14 protein-coding genes are annotated in these 12,377 nt (G+C 61.5%); 2 read left to right on the top strand and 12 right to left on the bottom strand.

Going from position 1 to position 12,377, the window contains the following annotated elements; translation table 11 throughout:
- Position 1: 1 nt before the first annotated feature.
- Positions 2-625: a DUF3299 domain-containing protein gene (locus Q0O19_RS01605; protein WP_295519459.1), complete on the top strand. Its 624-nt coding sequence runs from the start codon at positions 2-4 to the stop codon at positions 623-625.
- A gap of 4 nt (positions 626-629) precedes the next feature.
- Here the strand turns inward: Q0O19_RS01605 and Q0O19_RS01600 are convergent, their stop codons facing one another.
- From Q0O19_RS01600 to gspG, 12 genes are all read right to left on the bottom strand, one after another.
- The gene (locus tag Q0O19_RS01600) at positions 630-1,529 is read right to left on the bottom strand and encodes a 5'-nucleotidase (protein WP_295519456.1); all 900 of its coding nucleotides are present in this window, start codon (positions 1,527-1,529) and stop codon (positions 630-632) included.
- A gap of 15 nt (positions 1,530-1,544) precedes the next feature.
- Positions 1,545-2,780 (bottom strand): type II secretion system inner membrane protein GspF, encoded by a 1,236-nt coding sequence (gspF, locus tag Q0O19_RS01595; RefSeq protein ID WP_295519453.1) that lies wholly within the window; start codon positions 2,778-2,780, stop codon positions 1,545-1,547.
- Between the two features lie 7 nt (positions 2,781-2,787).
- Positions 2,788-4,194: an ATPase, T2SS/T4P/T4SS family gene (locus tag Q0O19_RS01590; protein WP_295519450.1), complete on the bottom strand. Its 1,407-nt coding sequence runs from the start codon at positions 4,192-4,194 to the stop codon at positions 2,788-2,790.
- 8 nt (positions 4,195-4,202) lie between these two features.
- Positions 4,203-6,209 (bottom strand): type II secretion system secretin GspD, encoded by a 2,007-nt coding sequence (gspD, locus tag Q0O19_RS01585; RefSeq protein WP_295519542.1) that lies wholly within the window; start codon positions 6,207-6,209, stop codon positions 4,203-4,205.
- 87 nt (positions 6,210-6,296) lie between these two features.
- Positions 6,297-7,133 (bottom strand): type II secretion system protein N, encoded by an 837-nt coding sequence (gene gspN, locus Q0O19_RS01580; protein WP_295519447.1) that lies wholly within the window; start codon positions 7,131-7,133, stop codon positions 6,297-6,299.
- Positions 7,130-7,717 (bottom strand): type II secretion system protein GspM, encoded by a 588-nt coding sequence (gene gspM / locus Q0O19_RS01575; RefSeq protein WP_295519444.1) that lies wholly within the window; start codon positions 7,715-7,717, stop codon positions 7,130-7,132. Before gspM ends, gspN begins: the two co-directional genes overlap by 4 nt.
- Positions 7,714-8,952 (bottom strand): type II secretion system protein GspL, encoded by a 1,239-nt coding sequence (gspL, locus tag Q0O19_RS01570; RefSeq protein ID WP_295519441.1) that lies wholly within the window; start codon positions 8,950-8,952, stop codon positions 7,714-7,716. Before gspL ends, gspM begins: the two co-directional genes overlap by 4 nt.
- A gap of 12 nt (positions 8,953-8,964) precedes the next feature.
- Positions 8,965-9,921 (bottom strand): type II secretion system minor pseudopilin GspK, encoded by a 957-nt coding sequence (gene gspK / locus Q0O19_RS01565; RefSeq protein ID WP_295519438.1) that lies wholly within the window; start codon positions 9,919-9,921, stop codon positions 8,965-8,967.
- Complete coding sequence (locus Q0O19_RS01560; RefSeq protein WP_295519435.1) at positions 9,918-10,613, bottom strand: type II secretion system protein J; 696 nt, start codon at positions 10,611-10,613, stop codon at positions 9,918-9,920. The genes gspK and Q0O19_RS01560 overlap by 4 nt, the downstream gene beginning before the upstream one ends.
- Positions 10,613-10,969, bottom strand: coding sequence for a type II secretion system minor pseudopilin GspI (gene gspI / locus Q0O19_RS01555; protein ID WP_295519540.1), 357 nt, complete (start codon positions 10,967-10,969; stop codon positions 10,613-10,615). The genes Q0O19_RS01560 and gspI overlap by 1 nt, the downstream gene beginning before the upstream one ends.
- A gap of 14 nt (positions 10,970-10,983) precedes the next feature.
- On the bottom strand, positions 10,984-11,466 hold the full coding sequence (locus Q0O19_RS01550) for a prepilin-type N-terminal cleavage/methylation domain-containing protein (protein WP_295519432.1): 483 nt from the start codon (positions 11,464-11,466) through the stop codon (positions 10,984-10,986).
- The gene (gspG, locus tag Q0O19_RS01545; RefSeq protein ID WP_295519429.1) at positions 11,441-11,878 is read right to left on the bottom strand and encodes a type II secretion system major pseudopilin GspG; all 438 of its coding nucleotides are present in this window, start codon (positions 11,876-11,878) and stop codon (positions 11,441-11,443) included. Before gspG ends, Q0O19_RS01550 begins: the two co-directional genes overlap by 26 nt.
- Before the next feature lie 21 nt (positions 11,879-11,899).
- Here gspG and Q0O19_RS01540 point away from each other — a divergent pair, with 21 nt between their 5' ends.
- Entirely contained in the window at positions 11,900-12,367 is a 468-nt protein-coding gene (locus tag Q0O19_RS01540) for a general secretion pathway protein C (protein ID WP_295519426.1), read from the top strand.
- The last annotated feature ends 10 nt before the right edge of the window (positions 12,368-12,377 follow it).

The raw sequence follows: 12,377 nt of genomic DNA, 5'->3' as shown, positions 1-12,377 counted from the left end.
GATGAAACGCAACACCATGATGAAGTGGGGGCTGTTTGTTTTGGGCCTTGGGCTCGCGGGCCAAGCTTGGGCCCAAAGTGTGCGTGACACGGTGCGCGCAACCGTGCCTCAGGTGCAGCCCGCCTTGTCAGGCGAATCCCCACCGCCCGGCACCAGCATGCCCGGACAGACGCGCACCATCGGTTGGGAACAGTTGATTCCAGCGGGCTGGGACCCTTACAAAGACCTCAAAGCCCTGAACCTCAATGCGCTCAATGACAACGACCCCAGGGCCGATGAGGCACTTAAAAAATTGCGCAAGATGTGGGACAACGCGCCCATCAACCCGCTGATCCTGGGGCAGAGCGTGCGCTTGCCTGGTTACATGGTGCCGCTGGAGGACTTGCCCGAAGGCACCAAGGAGTTTTTGCTCGTGCCCTATTTGGGCGCTTGCGTGCATTCGCCGCCGCCGCCCGCCAACCAGATCGTGCATGTGGTGCTGGACAAACCCACCAAGCGTTTTCGCATGATGGACTCCTTGTGGGTCACCGGCCCTTTGAGTGCCACCCAAACCGATACGCACATGGGAGTGTCCAGTTACCGGATCGACGCGAAAATGGTGGCACCGTATGCGGACAAAAAGTGAAGGCTCAGTCCGGGTTCGAAACACCTGATGCTACATGCCCCGAAGGGACATGCTTGGCCGCCGATTCGATGTGACCGGTTTGGTCATCAAAGAAAAAATCAGGCTCGAACTCACGCAGAAATTCGCCTTTGGGCAAGCCGCCCAAAAACATGGCTTCGTCCACTTCGATGTTCCAGTCCATCAGCGTGCGGATGGCACGTTCATGGGCCGGGGCGCTGCGGGCTGTGACCAGCGCGGTGCGGATCCGCATGGCAGGGGTGCCTTCTTGCTGAAGCCGCTGCAGGGCCGCCAGCAAGGGCTTGAACGGGCCGGCCAGCAAGGGTTGTCCCGCCTTGTCGCGCTCATGCGCTTGAAAGGCGGACAGGCCCTCGGCTTGGAACACCCGCTCGGCCTCGTCAGAGAACAGCACCGCATCGCCGTCAAAGGCGATGCGCACTTCGTGGGGGTGTGCCTCTGAGGCCAGCGCCGAATGCGGGTACACCTGCGCGGCGGGCACACCCGCACCCAGAGCCGCACGCACATCCGACAAGTGGGTGGACAAAAAGAGGTTGGCGTTCAGTGGTTTGAGGTAACGCCACGGTGGCTGACCTCGGGTGAAACTGCCGCGCTGGATGGGCAGGCCGTAATGCTGCGCCGAGCGGAACACCCGCATGCCCGATACCGGGTCGTTGCGCGACAAGATGACCACTTCCACCCGCTGCGCATCGGCGTCGTTGAAAGCCAGCAGCTTGCGCACGAGAGAGAAAGCCACGCCCGGTTTGGCAGGCGCCTCCAGCCGATCGAGCTGCAACTTCATGTAAGCCCGGTCGTCGCCTTGCTCGAACACCAGGTTTTCTTCTTCAAAGTCGAAGAGGGCGCGCGATGAAATCGCGACGACGAGTTGGCCTTCAAGGGAAGCGGGCATGCGTGCTCCTCGGGCTTACTTCACCCATTGGTTGAGTTCCATGATCGGCATCAGCACCGCCAGCACGATCAACATGACCATACCCCCCATGCCCACGATCAACAAGGGTTCGAGCACGGTGGCCAAGGCCATGGCGCGGCGCTGCACCTCAGACGACAACTGCGTGGCCGCCCGTTGCAGCATCACCGGCAGCTGGCCGGTCTGTTCGCCCAGCCGGGCAAACATGGACAGCAGGCCGGGAAAACGGGCATTTTGTGCCAAGGCGGTGCCCAGCGGCGCCCCTTCGCGCACCCGCACCAAAGCTTCCAGCGCATCGGCCCGCAAGGCTTGGTTGGACAGCGTGTCGGCCGCCGCCTGTAGGGCTTTCAGGATGGGCACCCCCGCAGCTGTGAGCATGGCCAAGGTGGAGGCAAAGCGGGCACTGTTGTAGCCACGGGCCAGCCGACCGATCAAGGGCAGGCGCAACCACGCGGCGTCAAATTTCAAACGGAATGCGGTTTGTTTCAAGGCCAAGCGGAAACTGAAAGTGCCACCAGCCAAGGCCAAAATCACCAGCCAGCCCCATGTGCGCACAAAGTCGCTGATGGCCAGCATGGCCAGCGTGAGTAAAGGCAGCTGGCGCTTGGTGCCGGCAAACACACCCGCCACCTGTGGCACCACCGAGGTGACCAAAAAAATCACGATGGCCAGGGCCACCAGGCTGACGATGGCGGGGTAAAGCGAAGCCGACAACAGTTTAGAGCGCAAGAGCTGTTGATCCTCCAGGTCGTTGGCCAGTTGGTTCAGCACATCGCCCAAATGCCCGCTTTCTTCGCCAGCGGCGATCACGGCCCGGTCAATCGCCGGAAACTCACCGGGGTGCAGACCCAAGGCACGGCCCAGGCTGCTGCCGGAATTGACTTCGGCGCGTATGGCGGCCATGAGTTGGCGCTGTTTGTCGTGTTCGGACTCATCAGACAAGGCCGAGAGCGCGCGTTCAATCGGCAAGCCGCTGCTGACCAGACCTGCCAATTGGCGGGTCCAGACGGCGCGTTGGCTGGTGCTGAAAGCGCGGCTTGCACCCACCGGGCGTTGCCACCAAGGCAAGTTGGAATGGGGGTCAGACGTGCCGGCTGAGATGACCTCGACCACCAGAGGCACCAGCGATTGGGCGCGCAGTTGCGTGCGGGCCGATTTCAAGCTGTCGGCTTCCACTACGCCTTTGCGCGTGGCACCGTCGGCTTGCAGGGCTTCAAAGCGGTAGGCGGGCATGGGGTGCTCAGTCGCGCGTCACACGCAGCAGTTCTTCGGTGCTGGTGATGCCTGCGTCTACCAGGCGTTGTCCATCGTCACGCATCAGCACCATGCCTTGTTGCAAGGCGGTGGTTCGCAAATCGGATTCGGCGGCGCGGTTGTGGATCTGAGCGCGGATCTCATCACTGGCCACCAGCAGTTCAAAAATGCCCGTGCGCCCAGCATAGCCCGTGTGACCGCAGGCCTCGCAACCGGCTCCATGGCAAGCGGTACAACGTTTGCGGACCAAGCGCTGCGCGAGCACCCCCAAGAGGGATGAGCTCAGCAAAAACGGCTCCACGCCCATGTCGGTCAAGCGCGTCACGGCGCTGGCCGCGTCGTTGGTGTGCAGCGTGGCCAAGACCAGGTGGCCCGTGAGCGAAGCCTGGATGGCGATTTGCGCCGTCTCGAAGTCTCGGATCTCGCCGATCATGATCACGTCCGGGTCTTGCCGCAGGATGGCGCGCAAGGCTTTGGCAAAGCTCAAATCGATCTTGGCGTTGACTTGTGTCTGACCCACGCCCGACAGTTCGTATTCGATCGGGTCTTCCACCGTCATGATGTTGTTGCGTGCCGCGTCCAGCCGTTGCAATGCGGCGTAAAGGCTGGTGGTTTTACCGGAACCGGTGGGGCCGGTGACCAACAAAATGCCGTGCGGCTGGCCAATGAGTTGGTCCACCTGTTGCAACACACTGCCCTGCATGCCCACAGCCTCCAAGGTCAATCGGGCTTCGCTTTTGTCCAAAAGGCGCAAAACGGCGCGTTCGCCATGCGCGCTGGGCAGGGTGGACACGCGCACATCGACCGCGCGCGTGCCCAAGCGCAAGCTGATGCGCCCGTCTTGGGGCAGGCGTTTTTCGGCGATGTCCAACTCGGCCATGATTTTGAGGCGAGAAATCAGCGCGGCGTGCAGGGCGCGGTTGGGTTGCACCACTTCGCGCAAGGTGCCATCTACCCGAAAACGCACGCTGCTGTGGCGTTCGTAGGGTTCGATGTGGATGTCGCTCGCGCCGTCGCGCGCCGCTTGCGTCAGCAAAGCGTTGAGCATGCGGATGATGGGCGCGTCGTCGCTGGCTTCCAGCAGGTCTTCTACCGCGGGCAACTCTTGCATCATGCGTGACAAGTCGGCTTCGGACTCGACTTCGTTGACCACGGCTGCAGCGCTTGAAGAGCTGTTGGCCTGCCCCCCCGAATAGGCTTGGTTGATGCGTTGTGCCAATTCATTTGAGGCGCTGTGCTGCATCTGTAACCCTTGGCCAGCAAATTTGCGTGTGACTTCGGATTGGGCCGACTGGTCACTCTCGTCGCACCAGCAAAGGGTCAGGCGCTTGCCATCGTCCTCCAGCAACAAGCGGCTGGCGCGGGCGAAAGCGTAGGGCAGGGGGTATCGCATGATCAGTTTCAGGGCTGACGTTTGGCCGGTTCGGCCATGTCGGGCAAAACGGCCGAGCCATTCAAGGGCAAGGCGCCTGTGGCGGTGGGCTGGAAGCCCTGTTGGTTCAAACGCATTTGCTCATAACGGCCCATGGACAAGGCTTCGGTGGCCGCACCGTCGCGCACGACCACAGGGCGCAGAAACACCATCAGGTTGGTTTTTTTGCGGCTGCGTGCTTCGGACTTGAACAGGTTGCCGAAAATGGGCAGGTCACCCAAACCAGGGACTCTCTCTTGGCTGTTGGTGGTGTCGTCTTGCAGCAGTCCACCCAGCACCACAATCGAGCCGTCATCGACCAACACGCTGGATTCGATGGAGCGTTTGTTGGTGATCAAGCCAGCGGACGAAGAGCTTTTGCTGTCGATGCTGCTGACTTCTTGAAATATTTGCAGTTTGACTGTGCCGCTTTCGCTGATCTGCGGTTTGACCCGCAAGGTCAAGCCCACGTCTTTGCGCTCGATGGTCTGGAATGGGTTGACTGCCCCACTGCTGCTGTTGTTGGCGGTGTATTGGCCCGTCACAAAAGGCACGTTTTGGCCGATCACGATTTTGGCTTCTTCGTTGTCCAGTGTCAGCAAGTTTGGCGTCGACAGCACGTTGGCATCGCCATTGGACTGTAGAAACCGCGCCAGCGCGCCTAAGGCCAAAACCCCGTTGCGCTGTTGCCCAATGGCCAGGTTCAATCCGGTCGACGGAGTGATTTGACCCGCGGCAGCACCTGCTGCCAAGGTGAACAGGTTGGTGCCTCCCACCGAGAAGTTGGTCCCCAGCACACCCACGGTGTTGCTGCCGGTGCCTGTGCCGCTCATCCATTGCACGCCAAATTCGGCCGCTTTGTCAGCGCTGACTTCGGCGATCAGGCTTTCGACAAAAACCTGCGCGCGGCGTTGGTCCAACATGTCGATCACACTGCGCAGTTGTCGGTATTGGGGCTCGGGCGCGGTGATGATGAGCGAATTGGTGGCCGGATCGGCTTGCACTTGACCGCCAGTGGAAGGTGCCGACGCGTTCGGGCTTGTGCTGCTGCCGGCAGTCGCCGTTGGTGTGGCCGAGGGTGGTGGCGTGGGCGATGCACTGGACGCCGTGCCGGTAGCGCCGCCTTGGCCGGTGATGGCAGCGCGCAAAGTCACCGCCAGTTTGGTGGCGTCTGCGTTTTTCAAATAGACCACATGGATATTGCCACTGGCGGCGCCTGCGCCCGTCGCATTGGGCTGGTCCAGTTGATCGGCCAAAGCACGCGTGAGGGCCAAACGGGCCGGGTTGGCCGCACGCACGATCAGCGAGTTGGTGCGCGCTTCTGCCAGCACAGTGGTTTTGAAACTGTTGTCTGTTTGGCCTTGGGCTGCGGGCGCTCCGGCAGCGGCACCGGAATCGATCAGGCGTTGCAACATGGGGGCCAGGTCAGCCGCGATGCCGTGTTTCAGACGAATGATTTCCACCCCTGTGGCGTTGGCCACATCCAGCGCGGCAATGATGCGGCCCAGCCTTTGCAGGTTGTCGCCGTAATCGGTGATGACCAGCGCGTTGGTGCCGGGGTTCACGTTGATGGTGTTGTTGGGACTGATGAGGGGGCGCAGCACGGGTACCAGGTTGTTGGCATTTTCGTGGTTGAGCTTGAAAATTTGGGTCACGATTTGACCACTGCTGGCCGGTACAGCACCTGCAGAGACTGAACTGCTTTGCAGTTTGGCTTCGGCTTCTGGCAACACGGTGTACAAACCGCCTGATTCGACCAGAGCAAAACCTTGGGTTCTCAGTTGTGAGGCAAACAAGCGCAGTGCTTGCGCGGGGGGCACCGCCACGGTGCTGGACAAGTTCATGGTGCCTTTGACGCGCGGGTCAACCACAACGTTGTGGCCCGACAAGGTCGCCAAAGTGCGCGCCACAGCCTCGATCTCGGCATTGACGAAATTGAGTGTGACCGGCTCCTTGGCCCGGGTGGTTTTTGGCTTGACAGTTTGCGCCATGGCCATGGGCCCCCAGCAAGTCAAGGCCAATGCCAAGGCGAATGCCAAGGTTGAAAGACGAGAGGTGGTCAGAAAGTGAGGCGAGTGCATGGCTTATCCCAATGAAAGCAGGCTTTTGCCGCCTTGGCGGCGGCCGATGATGTTGAGCAAATTGGTCAAGGCGCTTTCGCTGCCCTCTTCGGCGCTGGCTTCGCCGGTGAATCGCAAACGGGCCCCCACCCATTGGCCTTGGCCCGTCAGATGTAACGGCCCTTGCATGGTGCTGAGTTGCAACTCGGGTGTGGGGCTGCCCTCGGGGGTGCCACGCAGAACGATGCGGTAACTGCCCATGGGTTTGAGGGTGCTCAGCCGTGAAGCCATTTGCTGCGCTTGGAGCTCCATTTGGCCTTGCAGCAGCCAGCGGCCAGCGGCCCATTGGAGGCCAAGCCCATCGGCTTGGAGAGTCAGTTGACCAGTCGCTTGCAGGCTGTTCCAGGGGGCACCCAATCCGCTCAGTAAAACGGCGGGCCATTGTGAGCGGTGGTTGTTGGTACTCAAGCGCAGGGAGGTGCCATCTGCGCGAACCACCCACTGTGTGGGTGCGCTCATGCAGCAATCGGCGTTGAAGCTGAGCGCAGCCGATAGCCAGCCAAGTTGAATTTTCCACTGAACCCGCCCGGGCAGCGCCTGTGCGTCGCGACTGCCCTCGCCGCCACTGAGCAGCAGTTGTGCCGAGCCATTCCACAGGGTGCCTCTGACCGATTGCAGCACCAGGCGGTGTTGGCTGGCCTGTGCCACACCCCAAGCCAGCCATTGAGCCGGCGCCCACAACAGCAAAGCCACCAGCAAGCCTGCCAAAGTGCCCAGTCCGGCCCAAGCCCAAGGCGCTGGCTGCTGTTGTCGTGCAGGGCGAAAGGGGAGGGCGGGCATGGTGTGGCGTGGCGCGCTCATGGCAGGCTCAACAGCAAGGTGCCGTTCCATCGGATACCGTTGCTGACGGTCTCAGGTTCGCTGGAGGGGCTAGGCTTTTTGCTGGACGCGTTGGGTTGGGTGTTTTCAGCATTCGCTTGGTTGAGCTGGGCTTGCACAGGCAAGGCTTGTGCACGCTCACGCGCTTGTGTCAACCAAGAGGCCAGCCGTTCAGGCGATGTCCCAGACAACTGCACGCTCAAGCGCTCACCTTGCAACTGCCATCGGGTTTCTTTGCCCAGCTGTGTCGGGATGTTTTCTTCCAGCCAGCGAAGCGCTTCAGCCCGGGTTACGGTGGAGGGTTTTTTAAAGGATTTTGCTTGCGCTTGCAGTTGCTGCATTTGACTGGATGTGACGTCCAATGAGGCTTGGCGTGTGGGCGCTTCATGCCAAGTGCGCAACGCGGGGGCCAAGGCCAGACTCCAAAGCGCAGACGCCAGCACAAGCCAAGCAGCGGCAAGCATCAATTGGCGCTCACGCACCGAGCGTTGCTGCCAAGCTCGGTCCAATGCGGCGCGAAGGGCGGTGAGCGTTGTGGCCTTTTGCTCTGTTGAGGGCGAACTCATTGCTTCCCTTCTTGGGGTCGCATGACCCAGGCAGTGCCATCCGCGCGCCATTGGTAACCCAGGGTGTTCAGGGCTTGCGTGATGGTGTTTTGCTCGCTGGCGCTGGCCTTGAAATCTTGCACATGAAGTTGTCCGGTTTGGTAACGCCAAGCCGTTGGGGCAGCCATGTTGGGGGGCAAGGCTTGCCCCCATGCGGCCAACATGGCTTCGAGGTCTTGCGGTGCCAATTGGCCCGAGCCTTGTTGCAAGCGGGCCACTTCTTTGGCCATTTGCACGGGTGCGTCCACCACCACGCGGGTTTGTGGAAAAGAGTCCTTCAGCATTTGGTTCCAACTTGCTTGTTGGTTTTGCCAATCAGTCCGCGTTTTCCAGGCCCATGCATTCAGGCCCACAACTTGGGTGGCCAGCAGCAGGTAGAGGCCCCAACGCACAGGCCGCCAAGTGCTGTGGCGCCAAAAATGGCTGGCCGCACGCTGCACTTGTTTGACGCGGCGGCTTTGCGCAAGGGCTTGGAAGTCAAATTGCGCCAAATCCCAGCCATTGGCTGCAGCGCTTAACCAGTGTTGTCCAGGTGCCATGAGCTGGGCTTGCAAGCCCAAAAGTTGTGAAACCGAGGCCACCACTGCGGGTTCGGCTTGCACATTGGCCACAGCGCGTTCTTCTTCTGTGCGCCACAAGCCGTGGCCATCGGTGCGCAGATCGCTCAAGGGCATTCCCCAAACGCCTCGCTCGACTTGGCTGCACCACAGCCAGCCCTGTTCAGCATCACCCAGGGCATGCAACTGAAGGGTTGCGGAGGTGGGGGCGAATTCAGGCACGATGCGGTGCACCGTCAGGCCCACGGATTCCAAGACCTGCAGGTGAGCGCTCAGCCATTCGCGGTCACACACGGCCACCCAGGGTTGTTCGCTGCGTTGCCAATCGGGGGCCAGGGCCATGTGCAAACTGGTGGGGTCGTCCAGCAGGCGGTCTTCCAACAAACCTTGCAAGGCGGCTTGGCGTCGGCTGCTGTGCTTGTGCAAGCCCGCAGGCAGGCTCACCCGGTGCCATGACAGGGCCTGTGCAGGCACCAAAACCATAACATCGGTTCCCCGATCGGCCGAGGGCAATAAAGCGGCCGCCGCCCATTTCAGGGTGCAGTCGGGCGCAGACGCGTCTGTTTGCACCTCGGCATACGTATAAACCGTGCTGGGTGAGGGGGAGCCCAAGGGCAGCTGAACAATCAAAGTAAGCATGGAAAGTTCATTTTAGGGGGCGCGCGTGACAAGTACTGGCCTGCGCACGCGCCACACCATGTTGACCTGGTTGCCTTCGCGTTTGACCAGCAGTTGCTCGACTTGCACCACGTCGTCGATGCGCATGCGGCCGATCACTTCAAAATAACGGCTTTGCACCTCGTGTTGTCCGGCCTGTAAATTTTGACCCACAGCCCCCATGGCTTTGCGGGCGGCTTCCACGGATGGCCAATGTCCGCGCTCACGCAAGGCCACCAATTGCCGTGCGGCGGACAGTTCCAGTCCCGGCAGGCTGGCCATCAACACCTCGGCGGGTGCGGTGTTCAAATTCACGGCGGTGGCCTCAGGCAATACGGTGATGAAGTTCTCCAGCGCCGCCAAAGTGCCAGGGCTCAGACCCAGCCAGACCAGTTGAGCGGTTTGCTGTGGCATCAGCGGGGCCGATGTTGACGACCCGCCTGGTGACTTCGTGGCGGCAAAGGCGGCCTGCAGCTCGCGTGCCAGGGTTTGCAACTCTTGCACAGGCAGGTTCAGCCGCTCAAACAAACGCCCAAAGCGCTGCAGGGCTGGCACTGAAATTTGCCCGTTGTCCAGCAGGTTCATCACATTCAGGCGCGATTGGGCATCGCTGATTTGGCCAGACAAAAAAACCTCGGCATCGCCTTCACGCCATTGCTGGTCTTGCGACAAAAAGGTCGAGAGTTTGGACTCTTGTACGGGCAAGGCCCAGGGTTCTCCCAAATGGTCGACCCCGGCGCCCTGAGCAGACACCGCATCCTCGCGCAGGATCAAGCGGGTCCAATCCAGTGCCCCTGTCATCATCCAGGCGGTTTGGCTGCGGCCTCGTTCGGCGGTTTCGATCTCGACTTGCCGCCATTGCTGCCACAGGGCGGCCGAGGCCATGGTGGCCACCAAAGTGACCGTCAGCATGGCCGTCAGCAGCGCTGCGCCTTGTTCCGAGCGCCTCATGACTTGGGGCCCGAAAACGTGGGCCTCACCCAGTCCAGTGTGAGAGGGCCACCTGCACCCGAGGCCAAAGGCGAGGAAGCCGGCAAGTTCAAAACCAGGCGCATCCCATCTGGAATAAGCCCTGTCGCGGGTTTGCCGGGTTGGTTTGCACCGTTGACCGCCACGACCTCACTGGACAAAGGGTTGGCCCAGCTGCCGCCGCGGTGGACAAAAATTTGCCAGCCCTGCAAAGGGTGGATTGGGGTTTGCCCGGCCCGGGTGCTGTCGTCGGGCGTTTGCCCCCATTGGGCCGCCATTTGCCAGGCCGTTTGCCAGTCGTTGACTTTGTGCAGGGGTTGCGATTGCCAACGCTGCCATTGCCCGCCATCGACGCTGGATGGGTTGCTGCGCCAGGTCCAGGCCACCACTTGCACATCGTTGCCGATGGCGGTGCGCCGAGTCAGGCGCAGCACCTGCCCGTTCCAATCCCAACTGGGGGTGCCGGACAATTCGGTCAATTGGTCCAGGTCGGCTTGCCATTGGGCCAAACCCGCTTGCAAGGTGCGAATCTGGTCACTGCGTTGTTGCAGGCCGGTTTGGGTGCGCAGCATGCCGTCTATGCCGCGCCAGGCCATGAGGGCCATCAAGGCCATCACGCCGATGACCACCAGCACCTCGATCAAAGTGAAGCCGCGATTTGGCGAAGTTCGCATCAGTTGCGCCCCATCACGGTGGACAGTTGCAGCACGTAGTCGCCTTGGCTCAGTACCCGTGCATCGACACGCCTGAAATTCGGATTGGGCGTTGGGCGCACCGACAGGTCCACCTGCAGGGTTTGGCCGGCTTGGACACAGGTCACCAGCTTGTTGCCGGTATCGGGCAATTGCCGCAAGAGGCGCAAACGGATCAGTTCGTTTTCAGCGCAAATTTGCCCCAAGAGGCTGGTGCTTTGCCTGTCGGCATTGCGGCTCAGAGACCCGGTGGCCTTCAAGCCCGCGAGCAATGCCACAGCCGTGATGCTCAATGCCACCAGGACCTCGATCAAGGTGAAGCCGCGAGGCGCAATCATGGCGCTGAGCCGGATCAAGGTTGCACCTCTAGGGAGGCAGCGAGGTTTTGTACGCTGAAGGGGCGCAAGCCATCGGTCACCACCCACAAGCGCTTCGGGGGGCTTTGTGCATTGGGTGGCACATGGCTCAAAGCCACCGTTTGTGGGCCGATCATGGGCTCTGGCCCCAAGAGGAGGGGGGCATTGACAAATGCTCGGGTGCTGTCGTTCAGCCATTGCGAAGGCAAGTTGCGGCTTGGCAGGCCGATGAACTCAAACCCAGACGCCGTGGGTTGCCATTGGGCGGCGACACCACTGGCCCTGGCTTGGGCTCTGGCCGCTTCCAGCAGGCTGGCCAGCCGCTGGGCATCGCGTGCCAGTGCGCTGTCGGCACTGTCACGCATTGACCAACTCACCCCCGCTGTGGCCACAGCGATCAAGGCCACCACCACCAGCATCTCCAGCAAGGTGAACCCGGAGGCCAGCAGTTGTTTACTGCCAGCTGCCAACGTCCGCATTGTTGCCCTCGCCGCCGGCTTGTCCGTCAGCGCCAAAGGACAGCACATCCACCTCGCCCTTGATGCCCGGGTTCATGTATTGGTAAGCGCGGCCCCAAGGGTCATTGGGCAGTTTGTCCAAATACGGTTTCCAGTTGCCAGGGACAGGCTCGGTGGTTGGCTTGAGGATGAGGGCGTTCAGGCCTTGCTCGCCGCTTGGAAAGCGCTGGTTGTCCAGTTTGTAGAGCTTGAGCGCTTGCATGAGGTTGCCCACGTCGGTGCGTGCGGCCGTGATGCGCGCATCGTCCGCGCGTCCCAGCACATTGGGCACGATCATGGCGGCCAACACGCCGATGATGGCCAGCACCACCATCAGCTCGATCAGGGTAAAACCGCGTTGGCGGCGGGAGGGGGCGTAGTCGGTTGTGTGCATGCCATACATCATAATCTGCACATGTTGCACTTTCCATCATCATCCAAACCATCGCGCTGGGTGGTCAAAGGGCTCACTTTGCTGGTGTGGGCTTTGGCCGCAGCGGGGGCAGTGATTTGGACCCTGAAGTTCCCTGTGCCGTCCAGCGGGGTGCCCGCGGCATTGGCGCTGACACCTGCTGGGCCGTCTGGTGATCGGTTGTCGAGCGATGTGGCCCGGTCATTGGGGCACCGGGCAGTCAACCCCAGTTCACCGGTGGCTGCCGATTTGCAGTTTCAGCTGCTGGGGGTGATCGCTGGGGGCTCGGGCGCAGGCAGTGCGCTGATCTCAGTGGGTGGTCAGCCACCTAAAGCCTTCAAGGTGGGTCAGACCTTGACCGACGGCGTGGTGTTGCAGCGTCTGAAGGCCCGGCAGGCCGAGCTGGGCTCCGCTGCAAACGGCCCAGTCCTGTGGACCCTGGAGTTGCCAGCAGCCGCAACGGGTGGCTAGTCCCCAAGCC

The organism is Limnohabitans sp. Rim8, from assembly GCF_945869175.1.
Classification (GTDB): domain Bacteria; phylum Pseudomonadota; class Gammaproteobacteria; order Burkholderiales; family Burkholderiaceae_C; genus Limnohabitans_A.
This window is presented reverse-complemented; position numbering and strand designations above follow the sequence as displayed.

Coding starts and splice junctions, on each gene's coding strand:
- gspG (WP_295519429.1), bottom strand. CDS start 11,878: ATGCACACAACCGACTACGCCCCCTCCCGCCGCCAACGCGGTTTTACC.
- gspK (WP_295519438.1), bottom strand. CDS start 9,921: ATGAGGCGCTCGGAACAAGGCGCAGCGCTGCTGACGGCCATGCTGACG.
- gspI (WP_295519540.1), bottom strand. CDS start 10,969: ATGATTGCGCCTCGCGGCTTCACCTTGATCGAGGTCCTGGTGGCATTG.
- Q0O19_RS01560 (WP_295519435.1), bottom strand. CDS start 10,613: ATGCGAACTTCGCCAAATCGCGGCTTCACTTTGATCGAGGTGCTGGTG.
- Q0O19_RS01540 (WP_295519426.1), top strand. CDS start 11,900: ATGTTGCACTTTCCATCATCATCCAAACCATCGCGCTGGGTGGTCAAA.
- gspN (WP_295519447.1), bottom strand. CDS start 7,133: ATGAGCGCGCCACGCCACACCATGCCCGCCCTCCCCTTTCGCCCTGCA.
- Q0O19_RS01600 (WP_295519456.1), bottom strand. CDS start 1,529: ATGCCCGCTTCCCTTGAAGGCCAACTCGTCGTCGCGATTTCATCGCGC.
- gspD (WP_295519542.1), bottom strand. CDS start 6,209: ATGGCCATGGCGCAAACTGTCAAGCCAAAAACCACCCGGGCCAAGGAG.
- Q0O19_RS01550 (WP_295519432.1), bottom strand. CDS start 11,466: ATGCGGACGTTGGCAGCTGGCAGTAAACAACTGCTGGCCTCCGGGTTC.
- gspM (WP_295519444.1), bottom strand. CDS start 7,717: ATGAGTTCGCCCTCAACAGAGCAAAAGGCCACAACGCTCACCGCCCTT.
- gspL (WP_295519441.1), bottom strand. CDS start 8,952: ATGCTTACTTTGATTGTTCAGCTGCCCTTGGGCTCCCCCTCACCCAGC.
- Q0O19_RS01605 (WP_295519459.1), top strand. CDS start 2: ATGAAACGCAACACCATGATGAAGTGGGGGCTGTTTGTTTTGGGCCTT.
- Q0O19_RS01590 (WP_295519450.1), bottom strand. CDS start 4,194: ATGCGATACCCCCTGCCCTACGCTTTCGCCCGCGCCAGCCGCTTGTTG.
- gspF (WP_295519453.1), bottom strand. CDS start 2,780: ATGCCCGCCTACCGCTTTGAAGCCCTGCAAGCCGACGGTGCCACGCGC.